This is a genomic window from Ferroplasma sp. Type II (assembly GCF_000496155.1).
Genome location: NZ_KI542682.1, coordinates 27,165 through 48,603, shown reverse-complemented (window position 1 = coordinate 48,603; position 21,439 = coordinate 27,165). Strand labels below are relative to the sequence as shown.

Annotated in this window: 22 protein-coding genes; 8 read left to right on the top strand and 14 right to left on the bottom strand. The window is 39.4% G+C overall.

Annotated elements, in window-relative coordinates:
- Positions 1-3: 3 nt before the first annotated feature.
- The 4 genes from AMDU4_RS00660 to AMDU4_RS00645 all read right to left on the bottom strand — a co-directional run bounded on the left by AMDU4_RS00660 (position 4) and on the right by AMDU4_RS00645 (position 3,971).
- On the bottom strand, positions 4-660 hold the full coding sequence (locus AMDU4_RS00660) for an MFS transporter (protein ID WP_021786079.1): 657 nt from the start codon (positions 658-660) through the stop codon (positions 4-6).
- A gap of 107 nt (positions 661-767) precedes the next feature.
- The gene (locus tag AMDU4_RS00655) at positions 768-1,133 is read right to left on the bottom strand and encodes a hypothetical protein (protein WP_021786078.1); all 366 of its coding nucleotides are present in this window, start codon (positions 1,131-1,133) and stop codon (positions 768-770) included.
- A 398-nt stretch (positions 1,134-1,531) separates the two neighbouring features.
- Positions 1,532-2,365: an SDR family oxidoreductase gene (locus AMDU4_RS00650; RefSeq protein ID WP_021786077.1), complete on the bottom strand. Its 834-nt coding sequence runs from the start codon at positions 2,363-2,365 to the stop codon at positions 1,532-1,534.
- A gap of 448 nt (positions 2,366-2,813) precedes the next feature.
- Positions 2,814-3,971, bottom strand: coding sequence for an acyl-CoA dehydrogenase family protein (locus AMDU4_RS00645; RefSeq protein WP_021786075.1), 1,158 nt, complete (start codon positions 3,969-3,971; stop codon positions 2,814-2,816).
- Positions 3,972-4,073: 102 nt separating this feature from the next.
- Here AMDU4_RS00645 and AMDU4_RS00640 point away from each other — a divergent pair, with 102 nt between their 5' ends.
- From AMDU4_RS00640 to AMDU4_RS00620, 5 genes are all read left to right on the top strand, one after another.
- A complete protein-coding gene (locus AMDU4_RS00640; protein ID WP_021786074.1) occupies positions 4,074-5,264 on the top strand; it encodes an MFS transporter in 1,191 nt (396 codons plus the stop codon).
- Positions 5,265-5,408: 144 nt separating this feature from the next.
- Positions 5,409-7,376: an anaerobic carbon-monoxide dehydrogenase catalytic subunit gene (cooS, locus tag AMDU4_RS00635; protein ID WP_290703786.1), complete on the top strand. Its 1,968-nt coding sequence runs from the start codon at positions 5,409-5,411 to the stop codon at positions 7,374-7,376.
- 11 nt (positions 7,377-7,387) lie between these two features.
- Complete coding sequence (locus AMDU4_RS00630; RefSeq protein WP_021786072.1) at positions 7,388-8,266, top strand: AAA family ATPase; 879 nt, start codon at positions 7,388-7,390, stop codon at positions 8,264-8,266.
- A 216-nt stretch (positions 8,267-8,482) separates the two neighbouring features.
- Positions 8,483-9,130 carry a phosphoribosyltransferase gene (locus AMDU4_RS00625; protein ID WP_021786071.1) on the top strand — a complete coding sequence of 216 codons (648 nt, stop codon included), beginning with the start codon at positions 8,483-8,485 and terminating at the stop codon, positions 9,128-9,130.
- 34 nt (positions 9,131-9,164) lie between these two features.
- Positions 9,165-10,556 (top strand): hypothetical protein, encoded by a 1,392-nt coding sequence (locus AMDU4_RS00620; RefSeq protein WP_290703783.1) that lies wholly within the window; start codon positions 9,165-9,167, stop codon positions 10,554-10,556.
- A 51-nt stretch (positions 10,557-10,607) separates the two neighbouring features.
- Here AMDU4_RS00620 and AMDU4_RS00615 read toward each other — a convergent pair whose 3' ends face one another.
- From AMDU4_RS00615 to AMDU4_RS00580, 8 genes are all read right to left on the bottom strand, one after another.
- Positions 10,608-10,877: a 4Fe-4S dicluster domain-containing protein gene (locus AMDU4_RS00615; RefSeq protein ID WP_342765597.1), complete on the bottom strand. Its 270-nt coding sequence runs from the start codon at positions 10,875-10,877 to the stop codon at positions 10,608-10,610.
- Positions 10,874-12,139, bottom strand: a complete 1,266-nt coding sequence (locus tag AMDU4_RS00610) for an FAD-dependent oxidoreductase (protein ID WP_342765598.1) — start codon at positions 12,137-12,139, stop codon at positions 10,874-10,876. Before AMDU4_RS00610 ends, AMDU4_RS00615 begins: the two co-directional genes overlap by 4 nt.
- Before the next feature lie 66 nt (positions 12,140-12,205).
- Positions 12,206-12,823 carry a hypothetical protein gene (locus AMDU4_RS00605; protein WP_021786067.1) on the bottom strand — a complete coding sequence of 206 codons (618 nt, stop codon included), beginning with the start codon at positions 12,821-12,823 and terminating at the stop codon, positions 12,206-12,208.
- Between the two features lie 39 nt (positions 12,824-12,862).
- Positions 12,863-13,615 carry a proteasome assembly chaperone family protein gene (locus tag AMDU4_RS00600; protein ID WP_021786066.1) on the bottom strand — a complete coding sequence of 251 codons (753 nt, stop codon included), beginning with the start codon at positions 13,613-13,615 and terminating at the stop codon, positions 12,863-12,865.
- Complete coding sequence (locus AMDU4_RS00595; RefSeq protein WP_290703777.1) at positions 13,596-13,775, bottom strand: RNA-protein complex protein Nop10; 180 nt, start codon at positions 13,773-13,775, stop codon at positions 13,596-13,598. Before AMDU4_RS00595 ends, AMDU4_RS00600 begins: the two co-directional genes overlap by 20 nt.
- Positions 13,772-14,533, bottom strand: a complete 762-nt coding sequence (locus tag AMDU4_RS00590; RefSeq protein ID WP_021786065.1) for a translation initiation factor IF-2 subunit alpha — start codon at positions 14,531-14,533, stop codon at positions 13,772-13,774. Before AMDU4_RS00590 ends, AMDU4_RS00595 begins: the two co-directional genes overlap by 4 nt.
- Before the next feature lie 7 nt (positions 14,534-14,540).
- Positions 14,541-14,741 (bottom strand): 30S ribosomal protein S27e, encoded by a 201-nt coding sequence (locus AMDU4_RS00585; protein ID WP_021786064.1) that lies wholly within the window; start codon positions 14,739-14,741, stop codon positions 14,541-14,543.
- 2 nt (positions 14,742-14,743) lie between these two features.
- Positions 14,744-15,025 carry a 50S ribosomal protein L44e gene (locus AMDU4_RS00580; protein WP_021786063.1) on the bottom strand — a complete coding sequence of 94 codons (282 nt, stop codon included), beginning with the start codon at positions 15,023-15,025 and terminating at the stop codon, positions 14,744-14,746.
- 107 nt (positions 15,026-15,132) lie between these two features.
- On the opposite strand from AMDU4_RS00580, the gene AMDU4_RS00575 reads away from it, so the two are divergent.
- Both AMDU4_RS00575 and ileS read left to right on the top strand, forming a co-directional pair.
- Positions 15,133-15,450 (top strand): hypothetical protein, encoded by a 318-nt coding sequence (locus tag AMDU4_RS00575; RefSeq protein ID WP_021786062.1) that lies wholly within the window; start codon positions 15,133-15,135, stop codon positions 15,448-15,450.
- Between the two features lie 118 nt (positions 15,451-15,568).
- Entirely contained in the window at positions 15,569-18,643 is a 3,075-nt protein-coding gene (gene ileS / locus AMDU4_RS00570) for an isoleucine--tRNA ligase (RefSeq protein WP_021786061.1), read from the top strand.
- On the opposite strand, the gene AMDU4_RS00565 is transcribed toward ileS, so the two are convergent.
- Both AMDU4_RS00565 and AMDU4_RS00560 read right to left on the bottom strand, forming a co-directional pair.
- The gene (locus AMDU4_RS00565; protein ID WP_290703774.1) at positions 18,636-19,637 is read right to left on the bottom strand and encodes a DNA methyltransferase; all 1,002 of its coding nucleotides are present in this window, start codon (positions 19,635-19,637) and stop codon (positions 18,636-18,638) included. The two genes, ileS and AMDU4_RS00565, sit on opposite strands and share 8 nt — an antisense overlap.
- Entirely contained in the window at positions 19,597-19,911 is a 315-nt protein-coding gene (locus AMDU4_RS00560) for a DNA-directed RNA polymerase subunit L (protein WP_021786059.1), read from the bottom strand. Before AMDU4_RS00560 ends, AMDU4_RS00565 begins: the two co-directional genes overlap by 41 nt.
- Positions 19,912-20,157: 246 nt before the next feature.
- On the opposite strand from AMDU4_RS00560, the gene tuf reads away from it, so the two are divergent.
- Positions 20,158-21,438, top strand: coding sequence for a translation elongation factor EF-1 subunit alpha (tuf, locus tag AMDU4_RS00555; protein WP_021786058.1), 1,281 nt, complete (start codon positions 20,158-20,160; stop codon positions 21,436-21,438).
- The last annotated feature ends 1 nt before the right edge of the window (position 21,439 follow it).

The following is a 21,439-nucleotide window of genomic DNA, read 5'->3' as shown; positions in this document are numbered from 1 at the left end:
TTTCTATAGTTGAAGAAGATTTAGAGGGTTATTAGGAATCGTCTTATATGTGACAGGTATTATCATTATTACCAGCATCAGGATAATTATTGCAAGGGCACCTGATATTTCAAAGGGAAGCCTGAATGCAGGAAGGAAAGGCTCTATAAGATAAGGACTGGCAAACAGCCCTACAGAGAAGAAAGTAGCCCATACAGATACTGCCTTTCCCCTTGTTTCATAGAATATATCCCCTAAAAGTGCAACTCCAGCCGGCTGGAATATGCCAACGCCCACTCCCACACCCAGCCTTGCTATAAACAGTTCTGGTGTTGTATTAACAAATCCTGTCATTACAGTAAAAGCAGAGAATACCAGCACAGAAAGTATTACGGTATTCTTTACCGAATACCTGTCAAACAGGTACCCACCAACCAGGCTGAATATGGCTATGCCGATGGCGTATCCAGTCAGTATCAGACCTATGGAAAGATATGTGGGCCCTGTTAATGCAGGTACAATATAGGTAGAACCGAATGAATAAATCTCACCGTCAAATCCCTCCAGAAATGCAGGTAAACCGGCTACAATAGCTATTACTATAAATCTTTTGAGGCTCTCTCCGGCGGCCTGCCTGACAGTTTCCTTTTTCTGAAATCCTAATTTAAATATGCTATCCATTACCCTGCTAATAATTATCACTATTTAAGCATATTTAAGGCATTTCCGGAAATAAATACACACCAAAGAATATTTTTCCGGCATTATTATACCGGCGGATTAGAAATTTATAAAATCAATAAAAAGCCGCCTATAATATCAAGAACTGGGCCTATGACGAATCCTCCTCCCATCATAAGTATTATGAAACCCAGTATTATAATTACAACACCGTTAACAACTTTATCCGTTCTTCTGTTTTCATGTGCCATAGAATATATGATGTAGGCAAGTATTATCCATATTATTGGAACAATAGCAAGAACTATTGCACCGCCTATAATTATCAGCCCACCTGGATGGAAGAAAACAAGCTGTGCTGCACCCGCAACACCGGAAATAAAGAGAACCAGCAATACTATAATTCCTGAAAGTATAGTAATAATAGAACCGAAAGTCGTGATAAGATACCTTACCCTAGCATTAGAAGCCATACGTATCTATCCCAATCAGACTATTTAAACCTTCCTTTATATTGAAGTATTGCGACATGCTGAAATTATTCATCTTAAAATTATAGGAATAAAGACTCCTGCAGGATAGTGGATGAAACACTATAGAAATATTTAACAGCAACTATCAAGTATAATTCCATATTAAACCCATACCTGAAATGGCAAGGTACCCTCCTGAAGGTCAATAGGGTTAATATGGGTTGAAATCAGGCTTTGGAGTGTTGCCCGAAAGGAATAAAGAATTGCATAATTCCACTGGCAAGGGGAGATCAGCCAATAGTATCGCAGTGCTTTACCTCAGGAAAAAGGCAGAAACAAGATCATTGCATTAGCTTGAGGGTTTGATATAGACATGGAATATTTTTTCAATGCAGGATTTATCTCTGGCGCATCATTTTCCATATCTCATCCGGCAGGTTTTCCATCATATTGAACATGCTAGAACCATATAGTGATTGCCCACCATCTGCGGTGACAACTTCCCCGTTGATATATGAGGCCATATCAGAAATAAGGAATGCTGCTATGTTTGCTATTTCTTCTTTTGTGCCAAGCCTTCTCTCAGGATTACCTGCAATTATGGCTTTTTCATATTCATCACCGGGAAGAAGCCTTAACCAGGCCCCCTCAGTTTTGAATGCCCCGGGAGCTATTGCCACAGTCCTTATACCTCTATGACCCCATTCTGCCGCCAGTGATCTTGTGAGAGCCAGAACGCCAGCCTTGGATATGGCTGATGGAACAACATATCCTGACCCGGTAGATGCATATGTTGCAACTATGCTCAGTATTGTCCCTTTTATGGAATTGGCAATCCACCTCTTTCCCATTTCGAGGGAGGCGTAGGCAGTGCCATTGAGAACTATTCCTATTACCGTATCAAACGCTTTAGGTGACAGATCTTCTGTTCTGCTAATAAAATTGCCTGCTGCATTATTAATTAAAACATTTATTTTTCCAGTTCTGTTTTCTATTGCATCCACTGCATTTTTTATCTCATCTGGATTCTTGATATCGCATTTCTCGGCTTCAACATTATACCCAAGTTCCCTAAAATATTCTCTGGCAGCATTGAGATGTTCTTCATTTCTGCTTATTATGGATACGGTAGCTCCCAGTTTCAGGAAAGTTTCGGTCATCTGTTTTCCAAGGCCAGTTCCGCCGCCGGTAACTATTATATTTTTACCATTAAGAAAATTCTCTTCAAACATGGTTTAATATATTACATACAGATATAATAATAATCGTTCAAACAAAAATTTTATAAAATGTAAATAAAATGGAACTATAGAATGGAATGAAAACTATGTTTAAGGGATTAAAGGACGTTGCATTTTTTGTTGAGGACATGGCAAAGACTTCCGAATATTACAATACTATTTTTGGAGAACCTGTATTCAAAAGCGATTAAAGCGATTATTTTGTTTTATATAACATGAATTTTGTAAATATAAGATTGTACCCATGAGACAGAAAAGCTCCGGTATTCCCCAGAAATACAGTGCCATACTTTTTCGTGGAAAACATTGGCGAATCCATAAAATATTTGCCCTCATATATTTTTATAATTTACCGGAAAAAATAAAGAATGTTAACGGTGCTTTTGTGTGCCAGTTGTTTTCTACATTTAATAATGCAACAGGTTTAATTCATGAGTAGTTACTTCAATATTGCCTTTGCTATTATCATTTTCATTATATTCAGTGCACCCTCAGCACCAACAAGATAGGAAAAGATTCCTCTTGCACTCATTTCTATGCCAGAATCCTTTGTATAGCCGTAGGCACCAAACCACATCATTACTTTTTTTACAGTATCCATGGCAATCTGTGGCGATTTCAGCTTTGACATGGAACTGTATATATAGAATTCAGGATCATCAACGTCGGCAAGATATGCTGCCTTGTAATTCAGCAGGGAAGCCATCTCTATTTCCGTCTTTAAATCCGCTGCCTCGAATGAAATAGCCTGAAAATCACTGAGTGGTTTTCCAAAAGCCTTTCTTTCCTTTATATATCCCAATCCCTCTTCAAGCATTTTTTCCGATAACCCGTTGCATGCCGCAGCCACCATGATCCTGGCATGATTGAAACCGTCCATGGAATAGTAAAAACCCTCATTGATTTCTCCTATAATATTTTCCTCCGGCACCTCAACGTTGTCATACTTTATCCCTGCTGTTGATATGCCCATCCTTCCCATATTCTCAAGTTTTGTAATTTCAATTCCCTTTGCACTGGCAGGTACATATACCATTGTTATGCCCCTGTGCCCCTTTTCTTTATCCGTTTTGACAAGAGTAAGATGGCCTCCTCCATTGTTTTTTGCTTCCAGTGCCCCACTTATGTACATTTTTTCCCCGTTAATAATGACCTTCCCATTATTTACTGTTCCAGAGGTTGTAATATTGGCCACATCACTGCCACCTGATGGTTCTGTTGATGCAATTCCTATAAACTGGTTTCCACTGGCTATTTCAGGTAGAAGTTTATCTTTCAGTTCCTGCTTACCGTATTTCTGGAGCACATATGCCCATGAAGTGTTAAGCAGATAATAGACAGATGTTGCCATACTGGTATCCACTTTAGCTATTTCCTCGGATATAATCACGGAATCCATAAATGACAGGCTGGGCCCTCCATATTTTTGCTTTATTAGAGGAGATATAATACCGTTTTCACCTGCATTCCTGAAGAATTCGGCCGGTATTTCTCCCTTTGCATCTATATCCCTGACGTAGGGTTTTAAATTCTTTTCCAAAAATCTCGCAGTATTTTTCCTTAAAAGTTCCTGTTCATCACTGAATGAGAAATTCATAGTATTTTATAGATTCCTGATTATTAAATATTCCTAAGTGGTTATAATTGTGTCCGCAAAAATACGAATAAAATTTTATTTACCTGATAGATATTAACAGTCATGGATAATGTCAAGAAACTCATACCATACTGGTTCTTTGTTTTCACTATAGGATTTGGCTGGTTTATACTGGCACCTGTCATACCTGAACTCATGGCGCATCTGTCAGCCACACTTTCTGAGATAGTACTGATTCTTTCAGTATATGGATATACCATGGCAATAATAGGGCTTCTTGCTGGAGTCCTATCGGCAAAATTTACTGTAAAATCATCGATTTACCTTGCAATGGCATTCTCCACAGCAGGGCTTCTTGTACGTATTTTTGCAACGGGTTATTCAGAATTTCTTGTGCTTTCCATAGTTGCAGCAAGTGCCTATCCATTCTCCCTTGCACCGGTAGGAAGCATAGCTGAATCAATGGACCCAAAAAAATCGGCAACAATAACAGGTTTAAGCATCGGATTTCTGTTTCTCGGTATGTCCTCAGGAGCCCTTATAGGCCCCTATATATATCTGGCATTTTCCCTGACTGGCATTATGGCATTGCCTGCTATACTAACAATACTTGCATCCATATGGCTGTTCATTTACCTGCCGCAATACCCGGAGAAATATAAGGGAAAATCGCTGCGTGGATCATTCAAGCCAGGCATGATAAAGAATTGGTACATAGGAATGGCCATGGCATCCATATCTATATTATTTGGCGATATTGCGGCTACCGCACTGGGATTCCATTTCACAGGAAATTTCCTTTTAAAGCTTTCCGGGCTTATGGGCGGGGTTGAATTCCTTGGCTCTGCACTGGGGGCACTGATACTTCCATTCATTTTTGAGCGATATCATTTCATCAGGTTAGGCACAGTGCTCACTGCCCTGGTATCCTTCGTCTTTGCCATTATATTACTGTATTCCCTGGTATATACGAGTTTTGCAGTTCTAATAACGGGGTCGTTCTTCATATTCGGGTTCTTTGGTAATGCATTCTGGGTCCTGGCACTGAATTCCATAATAAATTATGTGGAAGACCCTGGAAGGGCAGGCTTTGCCACATCGATGTACAGTGTGGCCACCAATGTGGGCGTGGCTATTATACCGGTACTTATCAGTGCAGAATTTGTAAGCATAAGCAGATCAATCTATGGAATAATCCCGGCTCTTCTAATTGTGCTTGTCTCCTTCCTGCTCTCTCCCCTAATCCTGTCAAAAGGCAGGCAGGCAACCGTAGCCTCACCGGAGGCAGATTAAACATTTTTTATCTCAAATATTCGTGAAAAATTCATAACACCACATAAAAATTCAGTTTTGTATACTATTTAAATCCATTGTATCCATTATGAATATATTTACCACATTCAGAAAATATATAAAGTGCCAGATTATGATTCCCATATGGAACAAACTAAATCACTTAAGAATGAGAAAATTGATCTAAAACTGGGTAATTTTGGATCTTCGCCTGCTACTAAACCCTCACTGGAACTTGTTGATAAAATAATGAATGATGTGGGAACGTCATCCTTTGAAAGATTATCCAAGCAGCAGCCATCTTGCTGGTTTGGAGAGTGGGGTGTTTGCTGCAGGATCTGCTACATGGGTCCATGCAGAATTCCCACTGTAAGATTCAAGAATGGGGCAACAAGAGGAGTTTGTGGTGCTACTGCTGATACAATAGTTGCAAGGAATCTCCTTAGAGAAACTGTTGGAGGAGCCTCATCCCACGCTGAACACGCATTCGAGATCGCTGAAACTTTAAAGCTCGTTGCCACTGGAAAAATAAAGGGCTATGAAATCAAGGATAGAAAAAAATTATTGTCAGTGGCCAAGAATTTACAGGTAGTGTCAGATGGGAAAACAGATATGGAAATTGCTAATGAAATAGCTGACATATCAATCGGAGATTTCAATAAGGTTGACAATGCCCCAATGAATTGGGTTAAGGCCTATGCCCCTTCTTCTAGCTATAAACACTGGACTGAGCTGGGTATAATACCAACAAATGCCTGGATACCCATAATGAACGCCATGCACAGGACCAGTATGGGTAATGACGCTGATGTGACAAATCTTCTTCTTGACGATCTTAAAATGGGTATAATCGATGGATATCCTGGGTTGACAATGAGTTCTGAAATTTCTGATATTCTCTTCGGAACACCTAAACCTGTGAGTTCCACAGCAAATATTGGAGTACTGAAAGAGGATTATGTTAATCTGGCCATTCACGGACATAATCCACTTGTGGCAGAGAAGGTTCTTGAATGGGCCGTTAATCTTAACGAAGAGGCAAAGAAGCTGGGAGCTAAAGGGATTAATGTTGTCGGAGTATGTTGCAGTGGAAACGAAGTGCTGATGAGGCATGGAGTCCCACTGGCCGCTAATGAGATGCAGGCTGAGCTGGCAATAGCCACAGGAGCACTTGATGCAATGGTAGTTGACTTTCAGTGCATATGGCCTGTTCTTGGGGAGGTTGCCTCGTGCTATCACACAAAGCTGATAACTACTATGCCATACGTGAAGATACCGGGTGCATTACACATTGAATTTTCTGTTGAGCGTGCAGATGAAGTAGCAAAACAAATTGTTGAGCAGGCACTTCTCGCATATGAGAAGCGTGATCCGTCCCGTGTTCTACTTTCCAAGAAAACAGAGCCGATGATTGGTGGTTTTTCTGTAGAGTCTATTGTAGAACTACTGGGAAAGATAAACAAGGAAGACCCACTGAAACCTCTTATTGATAGCATTGTCAGTGGGGACGTATACGGTGTGGTAGGAATTGTCGGGTGTCCGAATCCCAAACTTAGAAAAGAACTTTACACTGAGCGCCTTATAAATGTACTGTTGAAAAACAATGTTCTGGTACTGGTTACAGGATGCATTGCACACATATCCGCACAGGAAGGCTTTATGAATCCTGCCAGGGTTGATGAATTTGATATTGGTGAAGGTTTGAAGGGTACACTTAAGGCACTTGGAAAACTTGCAGGCCTGGAGTCATTGCCTCCTACTATTCATATGGGATCATGTGTGGACAACTCCAGAATCGGTGTCCTTGTAAAATTGCTGTCAGAGAGGCTTAATGTAGATGTTTCTGCCCTTCCGGTTATTGCATCCGCACCTGAACTTATTGCCGAGAAGGCAGTGGCAATCGGAACATGGGCTTTATCAATGGGACTTCCAGTGCATACTGCTCCTGAGCTACACATCGAGGGTGGAGAACAGGTAAAACAGATACTCTCCGAGAACTTGAAGGGCAGCATCGGTGCTGAAACATTCTCAGAACTCAACCCGGAGGCGGCCGCCCAAAAGATGATTGACATGATACGGGAGAAGAGAATAGCACTGGGTCTATCTTCTTAAGGTGAATTCAGATGGATTTTACCTTGTCGAATGAAGTAAAAAGAGACGAAATAGTCAAAAAGTTGGTAGAAGGAACTGAAGAATTTGCAATTAATCGCCCAGGAAACAGGATTGTGATAACAGGAAAAGGAGGTACCGGCAAAACTACAATAACTGCAATTCTTTCTTACCTTTTTGCAAAGGAATCCCATGTTCTTGCAGTGGACGCAGATCCCCAGATGAATCTGCCCTATGCCCTGGGCATGAAAAGGGAGTTGGCCAGGGAGATAGTTCCATTGAACAGGCATGTGGATTACATAGAGGAGAAGACTGGTGCCAGACCCGGATCTGGTTGGGGAGAATTTTTATCCCTGAATCCCGATGTAAGTGATGTTGTAGACAGATTCGGAATTGATGTTGATGAGAGAATAAGCCTGCTGGTCATGGGTACTTTACATAAGGCAGCAATAGGATGCTTATGTCCGGAAAACGATCTTCTTGACTCAGTTGTTAGACATATTTCCTTAAGAAATGACGATGTTATTCTGATGGATACGGAGGCTGGAGTTGAGCACTTTGGAAGAGCTATTGCAAAGGGTTTTGGCCATGCAATAGTGGTAAGTGATGTTTCATTCAATTCGGTTCAGGTAGCTGACAGTGCGATAAAACTCGCCTGGGATCTTGGAATACAGAAAATTCATCTTGTTTTCAACCGTGTGGGTAGCAATGAAAGCTCAATTAAAGATTTACTGAAAGAAATGGATCAGAGCATTCCATTTACGATAGATTATATTCCATACGACGATAGTCTGGGAGCTGTTGATCCTTCTGTTAAAACATTGATCAAAAACAATACGACTATTTTGCCGGCAGTAGAGAAATTGCTTAAGCGTGTCCAGAATTCGGAATAAAGAACGTCAACTAACCCTTCCTGAGGGAAGTGGTCTGTCATGCTGCAAAATGAGTTTTTATATTTTAAAAGATTTCAGCACTGTGGCACATTCCTGATTCATATGGCCAGTCCGGTCGGTAACACCAGATACTGTAGAGAAGTACATGAAATGTCAGAAGGGAAAATGATACTAAGAACGTTAAAATAACAATAACCACTTATCTATAGATAGAAAATGGAATTCAAAGCTACATATGTTTCATGGAAGGAAATAGAAGAATGGACTAAGGGAATTATGAAAATGGTTATAGAGAATCATTACAATCCCGATATTATTATAGGTATAGCCCGTGGGGGACTTGTTCCTGCAAGAATGGTTGCCGATTACCTGTTTAAAAAAGATCTTCTGTCCATAAAGACAGAACACTGGGGATTGACGGCAACAATGAACGGAAAGGCTGTTCTCAGGGAAAAGTTAAACTATGATGTTAGTGGGAAGAAGGTTCTCATAGTGGACGATATAACTGATACAGGTGAAAGCATGAAACTTTCTTACAATTATGTCAAATCCCTTAATCCAGCTGATGTAAAAACAACATCCATGCTTTACATAGATGGTTCAAACTATACCCCGGATTTTTATGGTAAGGGACTTTCAAAGGAAGAGTGGGCATGGTTTGTCTTTCCATGGAACGTTTATGAGGATACCTATAACCTTTCAAAGAAATTCATGGATGCTCCTGTTGGAGTTGGGGAGTTGAAAGAAAAACTGGCTGAAAACTATGGTTTGAATGTTGAAGATATTGACCTGGAGGAAGTTTTGGAAAACATTGCAGCATTGAAAATGCTGAAAAGACATGAAGGAAAATTCTCAATACCTTAAAGAAAATTTTTTAAGCTTGTATCAATATATAAATATGTCATTATTAAGGGAAATTAAGTCGTCCATAAGTGGTGAAATAGTAAATACCTATATTTCACAGATACTGGAGGATAAAATAAAAATAAAAAATTTCCAGATTCCGGAATATCTCTATGTGACCGACCTCATAAACCCAACACGTTCATATTTTTCCAGAAAATATCCAGATGTTCCCATGCCTGAAAACGTGGAATCCAGAATGAAAAACGGTGAAGAAATACATTTCCTTGCCAGGCAGTGGTTTGAAAGGCTGCCCGGATTCTCGGGGTCTGAAGTCATACTGACCGGTGCACAGATGGGATTGAATGTGGTTGGCAGGGCTGATTTCACACTTTATGATTCCATTGTTGAATTCAAGACTAAACATTTTGACCGGATCAGCATGGAAAATATATACAGCGTTTACAGTTCAGACCTGGAACAGTTGCTTTTCTATGCTGCCATGAACAGAAATTTCACCACAGACAATTATCTGGTATTCTTCTCAGATGAAAAGTTTTATGTTTACAGGGTTTCCATATATGACCGTGGCGCAGTGGAAGATGAGATGGTCTACCGATTCTCCCTTATAACAAGAGCAATGGATAATGGGGATATAGGAGATTTTCCCCGCTGCTCATACTTTGGATACGGATGCCCCTATTCGGAAGCTAAAATATGCCCGTGCCATTCCCTCCGGCCTGGTGATTCTTCATGGGTTAAAAATGTGGCCAGAGTGGAGGAGGACAGGGATCTGGAATCCCGTCTTCAGGAAATATATGGAGAAGGTAGAAGTTCCATTGATTTAAGATTTTACGATCTTATATATCCAAGAAAATATTACCACAAAATTACCGGTGATTCAAGAACCATGGAAAATTCCGGTCAAATTCCCGATTCTTTTTATGAGAAGAATAACATAAAATTCTTTGCAATGGAATCCATAAACAGTTCTATTCTGAGCGTGAGTGGAACTGAGAAAGCACAGATCAATAAGGTATCTACACTGCCGCTCTATGGAGATGACAAGTATATAATAAAAAACATCTATGATGAAAACTCCATAGTCCCTTACCTGCTGAAGGTCAACAATTCAAAATATCCGAACAGCATTCCTGAGACATATTATTCCGAACTGGCAATAACATGTGCCCGCCGCAATATGAGGGAGGGTCTCATAATAGTTGTGTACCCAAGGCTTGAAAACACTGTTATGGTGCACGATGTCCTGTTTGATATAGACAGGATTATCAGCTTATGCAGGAAATCAATAGAAAATATTGAAAAAGCCGTTGCAGGAAGAACACCAATGATTCTTGACATGTGCCCGGAGTTTGCAATAAAATCCTGTGATTTCAGATCATGCAGCTGCAGAAAGGAAATTGTAACAGGTAGGGAAAAACAGTGAAGCGGCATAACCAGTTCATGTGATTCCAGCTTATGTTAAAAAATTTATAATTTATCCATATATATAGCTCACACCCTTTTCAGGGTACTTGAATTCCAGGGCACCGAAGGGGCATGCATACAGTGCTGCACCGCATTCCAGGCATCGTTCATAATGAACTGTTATACCCTTTTCCTTATCCTCCTCATATGTTTCAGCCGGGCAGACCCTTATGCATGGTTTATCAATGCATGTTTTGCATATACTGGTATTAACTTCTATGTGGCTCTGGTTTCCAACCTCATTTTTATTCAGTCCAAGTCTCTTTATCAAATCCATCATATCACCTTCAGCATGTCCTGCAACAATGTATAATAACCAATGTTGTTCTTTTTAATCTCGTCCATCATGACATTTTTTATATTTTCCCGGGGGTTGCCAGTTACCGTGAACATTCTTTCCAGTATGCCGGCCATTATTTTGGGATAGGCATCAAATGTCCTTTCGTTTCCAAATAATGTGGAAATCCTTGAGGCAGCCTGCATGTCCTTCAGTATAAAGCTGTCTTCCAGCATCTGTTCGTATACAAAGGTATCATTGAAATTGCCCGAATCTTTTATTTTCTTTGCGGCTTCACCGGCAAGGCGGCCAGATTCAATTGCATTGTCCATGCCCCTGATTGTAAACCCGTCATTAATAAGGAACCCCGCAGCGTCCCCAGTGACAAGGATGTTATCTGCGTATCTTCTTGGAAGTGTTTCAAATTTGTAAAATGGAATCATGTGTGCCGAGTATTCCAACAACTTTCCCTCAATCCCAAGTTTTTCCCTGAAATCTTCTATAATTTCAAATGATTTTTCATCATGGCCTTCAAGAGAATCCAGTTTCAGTGTAAGCCCTATGGAAGTTGTCTCTTTATTTGTATAGGAAAATCCACCACCCTTTATCCCATCAGAAAGCCCAAGTATAGTTTTTGCTTCCCCGTAATCACCTTCAGGTTTTTTATCTATTATCTCCTTTACACCGAGCATGAACTGCTTTGGCATGAAATCCTGGTTGTTCTGAAGATTTTCCACAGGCTGCATTTTAAATGATTTTTCCTGCCTGAGTCCCAAATACCTGGATGCAAATGCTGCAGCTCCGTCACCCTCAATAACCAAGGGCGTTTTTATGTCTCCCCTGTCACTTCTAACAACAAGGCCTTCATTCTCCCTGTCTATTCCTGACACAAGTGTGGAATAGGATATGGGAACTCCAAGGTTTTCTGCTTCAGATGCGAACCACGCATCAAATTTTGACCTGAGTATAGAATAGCTGTTTTCACTATCCTTATTTTCAAAAGAAAAACTTGCTTTGTGATTCCCGGTATAAATCTCGAATGTTTCCTTTTTTATGGGGAGTTCCAGAGGGGCATCCCTATAATGGTCCCCAAGAAGTTTCTTTAATGAGTGTATATACATTCTGCCGCCGGATACATTTTTTGATCCTGAATGTTCCCCACGTTCGAGAACTATAACGGAAAGGCCATTTTTTGCAGCAGTAATTGCCGCAGAAATTCCGGCGAGCCCTCCGCCAATAACCGCAACGTCAACATCATAATCCATCATTGCATATAAGCACTGCATTTAATAATTTTTTGTATCAGATTTTAACTCTTTTATATAAAAAATTCATTGTGTTATTAAAGATTTCCACACATCCATCTCTGTCTTTTTTCTTCTTTTAAGATAGCTTGTCCAGTAATCCCCAATAAATTTAGCAGGGATGGTGCCGTTGTATATTCTATATGAGCTGTCCTTTGAATACATGTATTCAATGTCATGGACTACTATGTCCTTAATTGTTGTTTCCTTCATTATGTAATAATTTTTATTTTCGCTGTCGCTGAGTATATACAGCAATTTTTTTCTGTTTCTGTTAAAATCAATGTATTTCAATATTTCATTTCTTGTTTCCCTTGTAAGCTGGTCTCCTGATTTCACATCCCTCCTGATCATATCATACAGGCTGTTTTTTCCTATCTTCCTTTCATCAAGAGGCAATCTCATGATCTCGAACATCCCGGATTTTGATTTCAGTATTTTTATGTACCTGTAATCCTTGTTGCCCAGCCTTATCTTCAGGTCTATGTCGCTGTCTTTGTACACCTTTATGGCTGAAATCCTGCCTGGAAAAGCGTCAAAAAGATTGATTACTACATAGTATACAGGCTTATCACATTCATTAATTTCTTCAAAATCCTTTTTCAGTTTCTTAATGTTGCCTGGTTTAAAAACTTCGGCTTTCATTAATAGTAAATGCTGTTCCAATATAAAAATGTAAAATATTCATCCGAAATAGCCAAGGTCATCCTTTGAAGTTTTATTCTGGGCTTCCTGGCGCATTTTTTCTGTTATGTCCTCAAGTTGCCTTGTTTTTTCATCAATATCCTTGAGATTTATCCTTGTCTTAAGAACCTTTGATAGAACTGTTATTATCTCCCTTGCACTCTTCGGGTCGGCAAAGTATCCGGACGTCTCACCCATGAAGCATGCTCCCGGTATAGAAAATAGCTCTGTGCCCATGCCAAGAATCAATCCTGCAGAACCAACTATTCCACCACTGGGCTCGCCCTCTGGAAAAACTACCCCATTGCGCATTAAAGGACCTACAAGTTTCTTATCTGTGACAGCTCCAAGCACCCTGGGTTCGTCAACAATCTTCCCGACGCTGTAGCCACCAAGGGTATAAACCATTGAAACCTTATATTTTTTCAGCAACTCAAGTGTCCTGAAGGAAAGTTCGTACTGTCCTTCCTGCGTTGTCCCCTGAAAGTCGCCGGTGAGAAAAATAAGGTCATTCTTCCTGCCAGTTTTTTTATAATAAAGTGATTCTCTTACAAGATGCACCACATTGTTGTTTATAAATACCTGTGGGGGAAGGAATTCTGAGTATATATCAGCCATCTTCTTCATTTTTAATTTATCTACAAAATAATCTGCAGCTATTTTTCCCACGTTTCCAATACCCGGGAGACCGCCCACAAATATGGGGGAGTTCAATTCGGGCTCCTCATAGTTCTTAATCATTATCTTTTCCATTATTTTTTTCCTCCAGCATCTTTATCCTGTATTTCTGGAATTTGTCCGCGGGCGAGTATTTCATAGGGATGGCCATTACTGTTGCTGCGCCACAGTGTGTGCATATATTTTTCATTGAATACAACCCGCAGGACGGGCATTTCATTATGAGAGTTTTCATTGTTCATCCCTTGCAAAACTATAGGATATATTATTTTTTTTGCATCTGGTTGAAATCATCTCTAAAACATTTTTGAGTTTTTCCTCTGCAGATTTATAGTCCTCATCCACAACAGAAATCCTGTATTTTGGCGATCCTGCATATGTTAGATCTATATTTTTTGTGTCTCCAATATCAAGGGCATTTTTTATAAGATCAATTCCGTTGGAGGCCAGTGAGTACATATCAATTTCACCTCCAATTTTTACCATGGGAATCGATATATTCTCCTTTGAGACTTTTATAAATATGTCTTTCCATGGTTCATTTTTATCCTTCAAAAAGTCCTTATTGGAAGCTGCATCAAAAAATGCATCATAAACGCTACCGTACTCAGATATCAGATAATCTTCTATATTCTTTATTACCCCTTTATCTGTTATGTTTGCTTCCCTGGCCACAATTTCCAGCAGCTTGTATGCCTTCTGGTCGTTCTTCCATTCCTCTATTTTTTCCCTTTTTTGATGTTCGTTTACCCTTTTGAGTGAGAGGTCAACATGCCTTCTGTTGTTGTCTACATTTAATACCTTGCATACTGTTCTCTGGTTAACCCTTACAAAATCCTTAATGTGTTTTATCCAGCCAGTTGCAACTTCGGCTATATGTATAAATCCAGAAACCCCGGGATACTCATCAAGCTGGACAATAGCCCCGTAATTCTGTACTTCTCTTATCGTAACAACTACCAAATCTCCCTGTTCGGGTATATCTCTGGACATAACTGGCCTACAATTTTACCCTTTCCACAAATTCTCCCGATGTGGCTAGTGTTGACCCTGTTGGTTTTGCTATGGTTGACCCACAAATGTTACAGACAACCACAGAAGAGATCTTTGAATAAACAATCTGTTCATTCCCGCAGCTTTTGCATTTTATTTTAAGGAAATTATTTCCCGCGTCCTTCAATTTTGTAAATTCATCTGCCATTTTTATGCCTCCACTATTTCAAATTTCTTTGCCCTCTGTGTCGGAGGAGTTATTGATTTCTTGCATACAGTGCATTTAAGTTTCAATGCAATTCTCTTCGTCGGTTTTTCCCGTCCCTCATATCTTGGCCTGGGGAATCCACCATAACCAGATGTCACCCTTCTGAACCTTCTCTGCCCAGCCCTCAATTCACTGGCTTTTCTTTTACGGACCCTCTCTACATCGTGTACCGTATGTTTTTTGCAGTATGGACAGTAAGTTTTTATTTGTTTTGGCATTTTCATAATATCAAACCTTAAACTATATTTTTTCCTGATATATAATGTTTATACAATTTTAAATCTTGCCTGAATTAACAAATATTAAATATAAATTTAACCTATAAAAGTGAATGGCCAATTACAAATATAGGAAATACGGAAGCAGAGTAAATAAAAATTACAGGGAAAATAATGGTGAAAAAGCATCCAAAAAGCTGGATATGAGAAGGGAAGATGAATTTAACTATATGCTGGGAACTATACTGAAAGATCTACCTGATAGTGTCAGGGGTGCTTTAAGGGGAAGCATTTATTCCATTACGTCAAAGAAGGGGATTAAGGATGCCAAGGATTATATAATCAAAAAGAAAGAGGATGGCACCATAAATGAGAAAATGGAGAAAAACCTTATAGACCTGATATATTCATATAGCAAATACAGGAACTGAAAAATATCCCGGTAATAAAAGCCTCAAAATAGGCCAGAAATATTTTTATGTGCTGGCGTTTTTGTTAATACCATGGAATTATAAAAAATAATAAATACATTTTATTACTCAACGGATAATGACTGCGAATTTTTACCAGACTATTGATGTTAACAAATCACTGATGGATATCGAGAAAGAAATAAGGAAATACTGGGAAGACCATAAAATTATCGAAAACATACTCCATAAGAGCAGGAATTTGAAGCAATATACATTTCTAGAGGGGCCACCAACAGCCAATGGAAGACCGCATGTAGGGCATCTTATGACAAGAACCGTAAAGGACACAGTTATGAGATACAAATATATGTCCGGCTATGACATAGGGCGGAGAACAGGTGGCTGGGACTGTCATGGTTTGCCGGTTGAACTTGAGGCAGAGAAGCATTTTGGTTTTAATACAAAGAAAGAAATTGAGGATTTTGGCATAGAAAAATTCAATGAATACTGCAGAAACAGTGTTTTTACATACATAGACGAGTGGAATGCCATAGACAGTGAGATAGGATACTGGATCGATGAAAAGGACTCATATGTAACACTAAGGAACGATTATATGGAAAGTGAATGGTATGCCCTGAAGAAACTTTTCGAAGATAAAATGCTTGTAAAGGATTACAAGATAGTTCCCTACTGCCCCAGATGTGGAACATCCCTGAGTTCCCATGAAGTTGCCCAGGGTTATAAAAATACAGACGACACATCCGTGTATGTAAAATTCAAGGTAAAGAATAGCATGAACCGATACCTTATAGCATGGACAACAACACCATGGACATTGCCATCAAATGAGCTTCTTGTTGTTAACAAAGATTTAGAATACGCTCTTGTTTCAGATGATGGAAACGAATACTATGTCCTGTCCCATATGGTACAATCGCTGTTCAAGAACCCAAAAGTTCTGAAAACCATGAAAGGCAGTGATCTTGTTGGCATCCGTTATGACCAGCTAATGTCCTTTTTGCGTGTTGGTAAAAATGCACTTCAGGTTGTTGCCGGAGATTTTGTGACGGCAGAGGATGGTACAGGAATAGTGCATGCTGCACCGGCATTTGGTGCCGATGATTTCGACATAGCAAAGCAATACAATATTGACCTTGTAAATCCGGTAGATTCTGAGGGAAAATTTGATAATAGTGTCCCATGGAAGAATAAATTCGTCATGGATACCAATTCAGAGATAATTGGATATCTAAAAGAGAATAAACTTCTGTTTAAAAGCCAGAAAATAAAACATACATACCCATTCTGCTACAGATGTGGAACTAAGCTTTTATACTACCCTCTGGATGCATGGTTTATCCGTGTTTCCACAATAAGGGATCTTCTCAAGAAAAACAATGATAAGGTTAACTGGTATCCGGAATACCTAAAATATGGGAGATTCGGCAACTTCCTTGATGATGCAAAGGACTGGGCACTTAGCAGGAACAGGTACTGGGGGACACCACTGCCCATATGGAAATGCGCCAATGAGCACTATCTTGCCATAGGAGGCAGGGAAGACCTGGAAAAGTATGGTGGAAATATACCCGATGACCTTCACAGGCCATTCATTGACAATGTAAAACTAAAGTGCCCTGAATGTTCGGAACCTATGTCCAGGGAACCCTATGTCATAGATACCTGGTTTGACTCAGGGAGTGCAAGCTATGCCGCAATGCATTATCCATTCAATAAAAATTTCAACACAGAAAACATTCCCGTAGATTTTATAACTGAAGCAATTGACCAGACACGGGGATGGTTCTACACGCTTCATGTAATAGCATCCCTTCTGTTCGGCAGAAACGCCTATACTAACGTTATGTCCATGAGTTTTATCCTGGACGAGAAAGGTCAGAAAATGAGCAAGAGCAAGGGCAACTTTGTCACAGCTAGCCAGTTCATATCTATGTATGGGGCTGATCCTGCAAGGTTATTCTTCTATACTGGCGCCCCATGGAATTCAAAATCTATAGATAAAAAACTCATAAATGATACCAGCAGGAAGGTATTTGGAACACTTTCGAACGTATACTCATTTTTTGCTTCAAATGCAAACCTTGATGGATTTGTCTTCAAGGAACTGGAGGCACCAGAAAACTTGCTGGACAAATGGATTCTTTCCAGATTAAATACTACCATAGAAAATGTACGGAAAAACATGGATGAATTTGACATGCACATAGCCTTAAGGAATTTAATGGATCTGATCAATGATTTTTCCAATTATTATCTCAGGCTTTCCAGAAAGAGATTCTGGGAAGGGGAACTGGATGAGGAAAAAAGGAAAGCATACGAAACATTGTATTATACCCTTATAAATATACTGAAAATGCTTGCACCCCTTGCCCCTTTCTATTCAGATTACATGTACCAGAAACTTTCCGGACCCGAAAAAACTATACATTCTGAAAAATATCCGGATCCTGATAGTTCTTACATATATACAGATCTTGAAAAAGAATTCAAATACGCAATATCTATGATGGAGTTGTCCAGGCGTGCGCGGCAGGAGTCAAACATAAAGGGCAGGCAGGTTGTAAACGACATACTCGTATACAGTGACGTAAAATTAAACCAGTCCATACTTGATATAATATCTCCTGAGCTCAACGCCAGGGAAATCAAGTTTATCCCATTTGACGGAAGGCCTGTAAAAGTAACACTAAAACCTGTTTTCTCAAAGGTAGCTCCCATATTAAGGGGAGATACAAACAGGTTTGCAGAATATCTGTCCGGTAGCGAAATATACAGCGAATTAAAAAATACGGGAAAAATAATCTATGGAGGAAATGAATTCACAGAAGAATTCTTAGAGATCCATGAGGAACCATACCCGGAATATGCCTTTGCCAGCGATGAAAAAACCGGAATATCTGTATTTATTAACAAAAATATAGACACTGATCTGCTGCTTGCCGGATATGCCCGGGAAATCATAAGGAGAATCCAGATTATGAGAAAAGATCTCAACCTGGAATATTCAGCAAACATAAAAACCACTATCAACGCAGTAGGTGACATAAGAAAATCTATTGATAAATTCAAAGATCTTATACAAAAGGAAACTTTGAGCAAAAGCATAGAATTTTCCTCATCCAGTGACGGAAAAACATGGGAGATAGATGGAGAAAATGTTCAGATAAGGATAATACCGGTTAATTAACTTTAGACAAAATTACAAATTGCCTTATCAGGGATTTATGTTGGTACACAGGCACTATTTTTTCTATATTGAAATAGTCCCGTGCATAATCCAGAAACTGGATATTGTTTACTATTATTGAGCATTTGCCACTGCTTTTCAGTAGTTCATTGAATTTAATAAATGATTCCTTATATAGCTCCACTATGTCATGATTGTTAATGCCAGAGCTTCTTCCGTAGGGCATATCCGTAACTATGCCATCTACCCTTTTATCTATTGAAAGTTCTGCAATGTCCAAATTATACATTTTGTAATCCTCTATGCCGAAATATTTAAAATTCAATTTTGTGCCCATAACCATATTAAGTGACGAATCATTTCCTATAATTTTTCTGCCGAGCATGGACGCTTCTATCAGTATGCCACCTGTCCCGCAGAATGGATCAAGGACTGTATCACCTTCAACAGTCCCTGAGGTGTTAACAAGATATCTGGCATATTTGGGATGAAGGGAAACAGGAGAAAAAAAAGGTCTCATAGGGGCTCTTCTTTCCTCAAACCTTTTTTTATCCCTTTCATATATAAGAATGCAGAGATACCATTTATCAATGAAAATAGCCCTGACCTTGAAATCTGGGTTCTTAAAGGATATTCTTCCATGGCCACCAAGGTTTTTGCCTATTTCTGATTCGAGGTTTTCTGTTTCTGTCTTTGGTTTTCCAATAACTCTCACATAAAAAAGGCCCTCCGGCATTCCGGATCCCAAAAAATCATCGTAATAATCATTTTCTTCAACGATTCGGGATATATAATTGGTAAATGCAGAATTCATTGCCCTATCCGGGTTTCCATCTATCACTATAAATTTATTTTCCAGATAAATTATCTGAAAATCCCTGTAGGTTTCCTGGAGACATTTTATTTCGGTACGGGCAATCTCAATATTTTCACCGGATATCTCTAAAATATATCTACTGCTCATTTTTTTCTGTACTGCTTTCAGTTTTTCCAAGTTCTTTCTGCAGTTCTGTATACAATGATTCATAAAGTTTATTCATGCGTTTTATGGTTCTTTTAATGGCTGCCTGGGGTTTTCCGGTGCTGACCTTCACATAAATTTGTGGATTGTCTATATCTGGATGCTTTATATAATAATATGACTCTACAACCTTATCATCTTTCAGTATTTCTTCGGCTAATGGCCTTAAAAGGGTATTGTCATAATTTATCATTTCCACTTTAATTGAATCCTTGTCCTTTGAAATAATATTAAATTTGGAATCCATAGAGCCTTATTTTAAATTAGTATATATTTATTATCAAAAAATCTAAAAATTAACCAAGGTTTTTAAATTTCTCACATGTTGAATGCCAGGGCATCTCAAAGGGAGCATTAAATTTGCCCCTTGCTATATATATTGGAGGATAAGAGTATATTGAATTAATGGACAATTGATAAAGAAAGATATTTAAATATTAAAGTATTATATGGTAAAGAAAGGATTACTAATCCTAGTTAAAGGTGAAAGAAAATGGCAGAATTACCACATATGAACTTAGTTATAATAGGGCATGTCGATCATGGGAAGTCTACCTTCGTCGGGAGATTATTGTTCGAGCACGGAGAGATTCCACAGCACATAATAGATGAGTACAAGAAAGAGTCAGAAGAGAAGGGAAAGGCAACATTCGAGTTTGCATGGGTCATGGATCGGTTTAAGGAAGAAAGAGAAAGAGGAGTTACAATAGACCTTACCCATAGAAAGTTCCAGACAGACAAGTACTACTTTACTATTATTGATGCACCGGGACACAGGGACTTTGTCAAAAACATGATTACTGGAACCAGCCAGGCAGATGCTGCAGTTCTTGTTGTTTCAGCAAGAGAAGGAGAGGGTGTAATGGCACAAACAAGAGAGCATGCTTTCCTTGCCAGAACACTTGGTGTCTCGCAGCTTATAGTTGCAATTAACAAGATGGACTCAACTCAACCGCCCTTCAGCGAAAAAAGATTCAACGAAGTTAAGGAACAGGTTACCAAATTGCTTACCCCAATCGGATTCAGAGATGTCCCCATTATACCCATGAGCGGTTACAAGGGAGACAATATTATGAAGGCCAGCGCAAACCTGTCATGGTGGAAAGGCCCAACAGTCATGGAAGCACTTAACAACCTTAAGGTACCTCCAAAGCCAACAGACAAACCACTCAGGATACCTGTAGAAGATGTATACTCCATAACAGGTATAGGAACAGTTCCAGTAGGAAGAGTCGAAACTGGCGTTATTAAAATAAACGATAAGGTCATATTCCTCCCTGCAAACAAGTCAGGAGAAGTTAAATCAATAGAGGAGCACCACACCGCAATGCAAAGAGCCGAGCCCGGTGACAATATAGGATTCAACGTAAGGGGAATAGCAAAGAACGACCTTAAGAGAGGAGATGTCTGCGGACCAGTTTCAGCACCGCCTACTGTAGTAAAATCATTCACAGCACAGATAGTTGTCCTTCAGCATCCAAGTGTCATAGCGGCTGGATACAAACCTGTATTCCATGTGCATACAGCACAGGTGGCATGCAGATTTGAGGAAATAATAAAAACAATAAACCCAAAGGATGGAACAACCCTTAAGGACAAACCGGATTTCATAAAAGCAGGAGACATAGCTGTAGTCAAGGTTATACCTGACAAACCCCTTGTAATCGAAAAGGTATCAGAATTCCCGCAGCTGGGAAGATTCGCAATAAGGGATATGGGCATGACCGTTGCAGCCGGTCAGTGCATAGACCTTGAAAAGGCTACAGTAGCGTGAT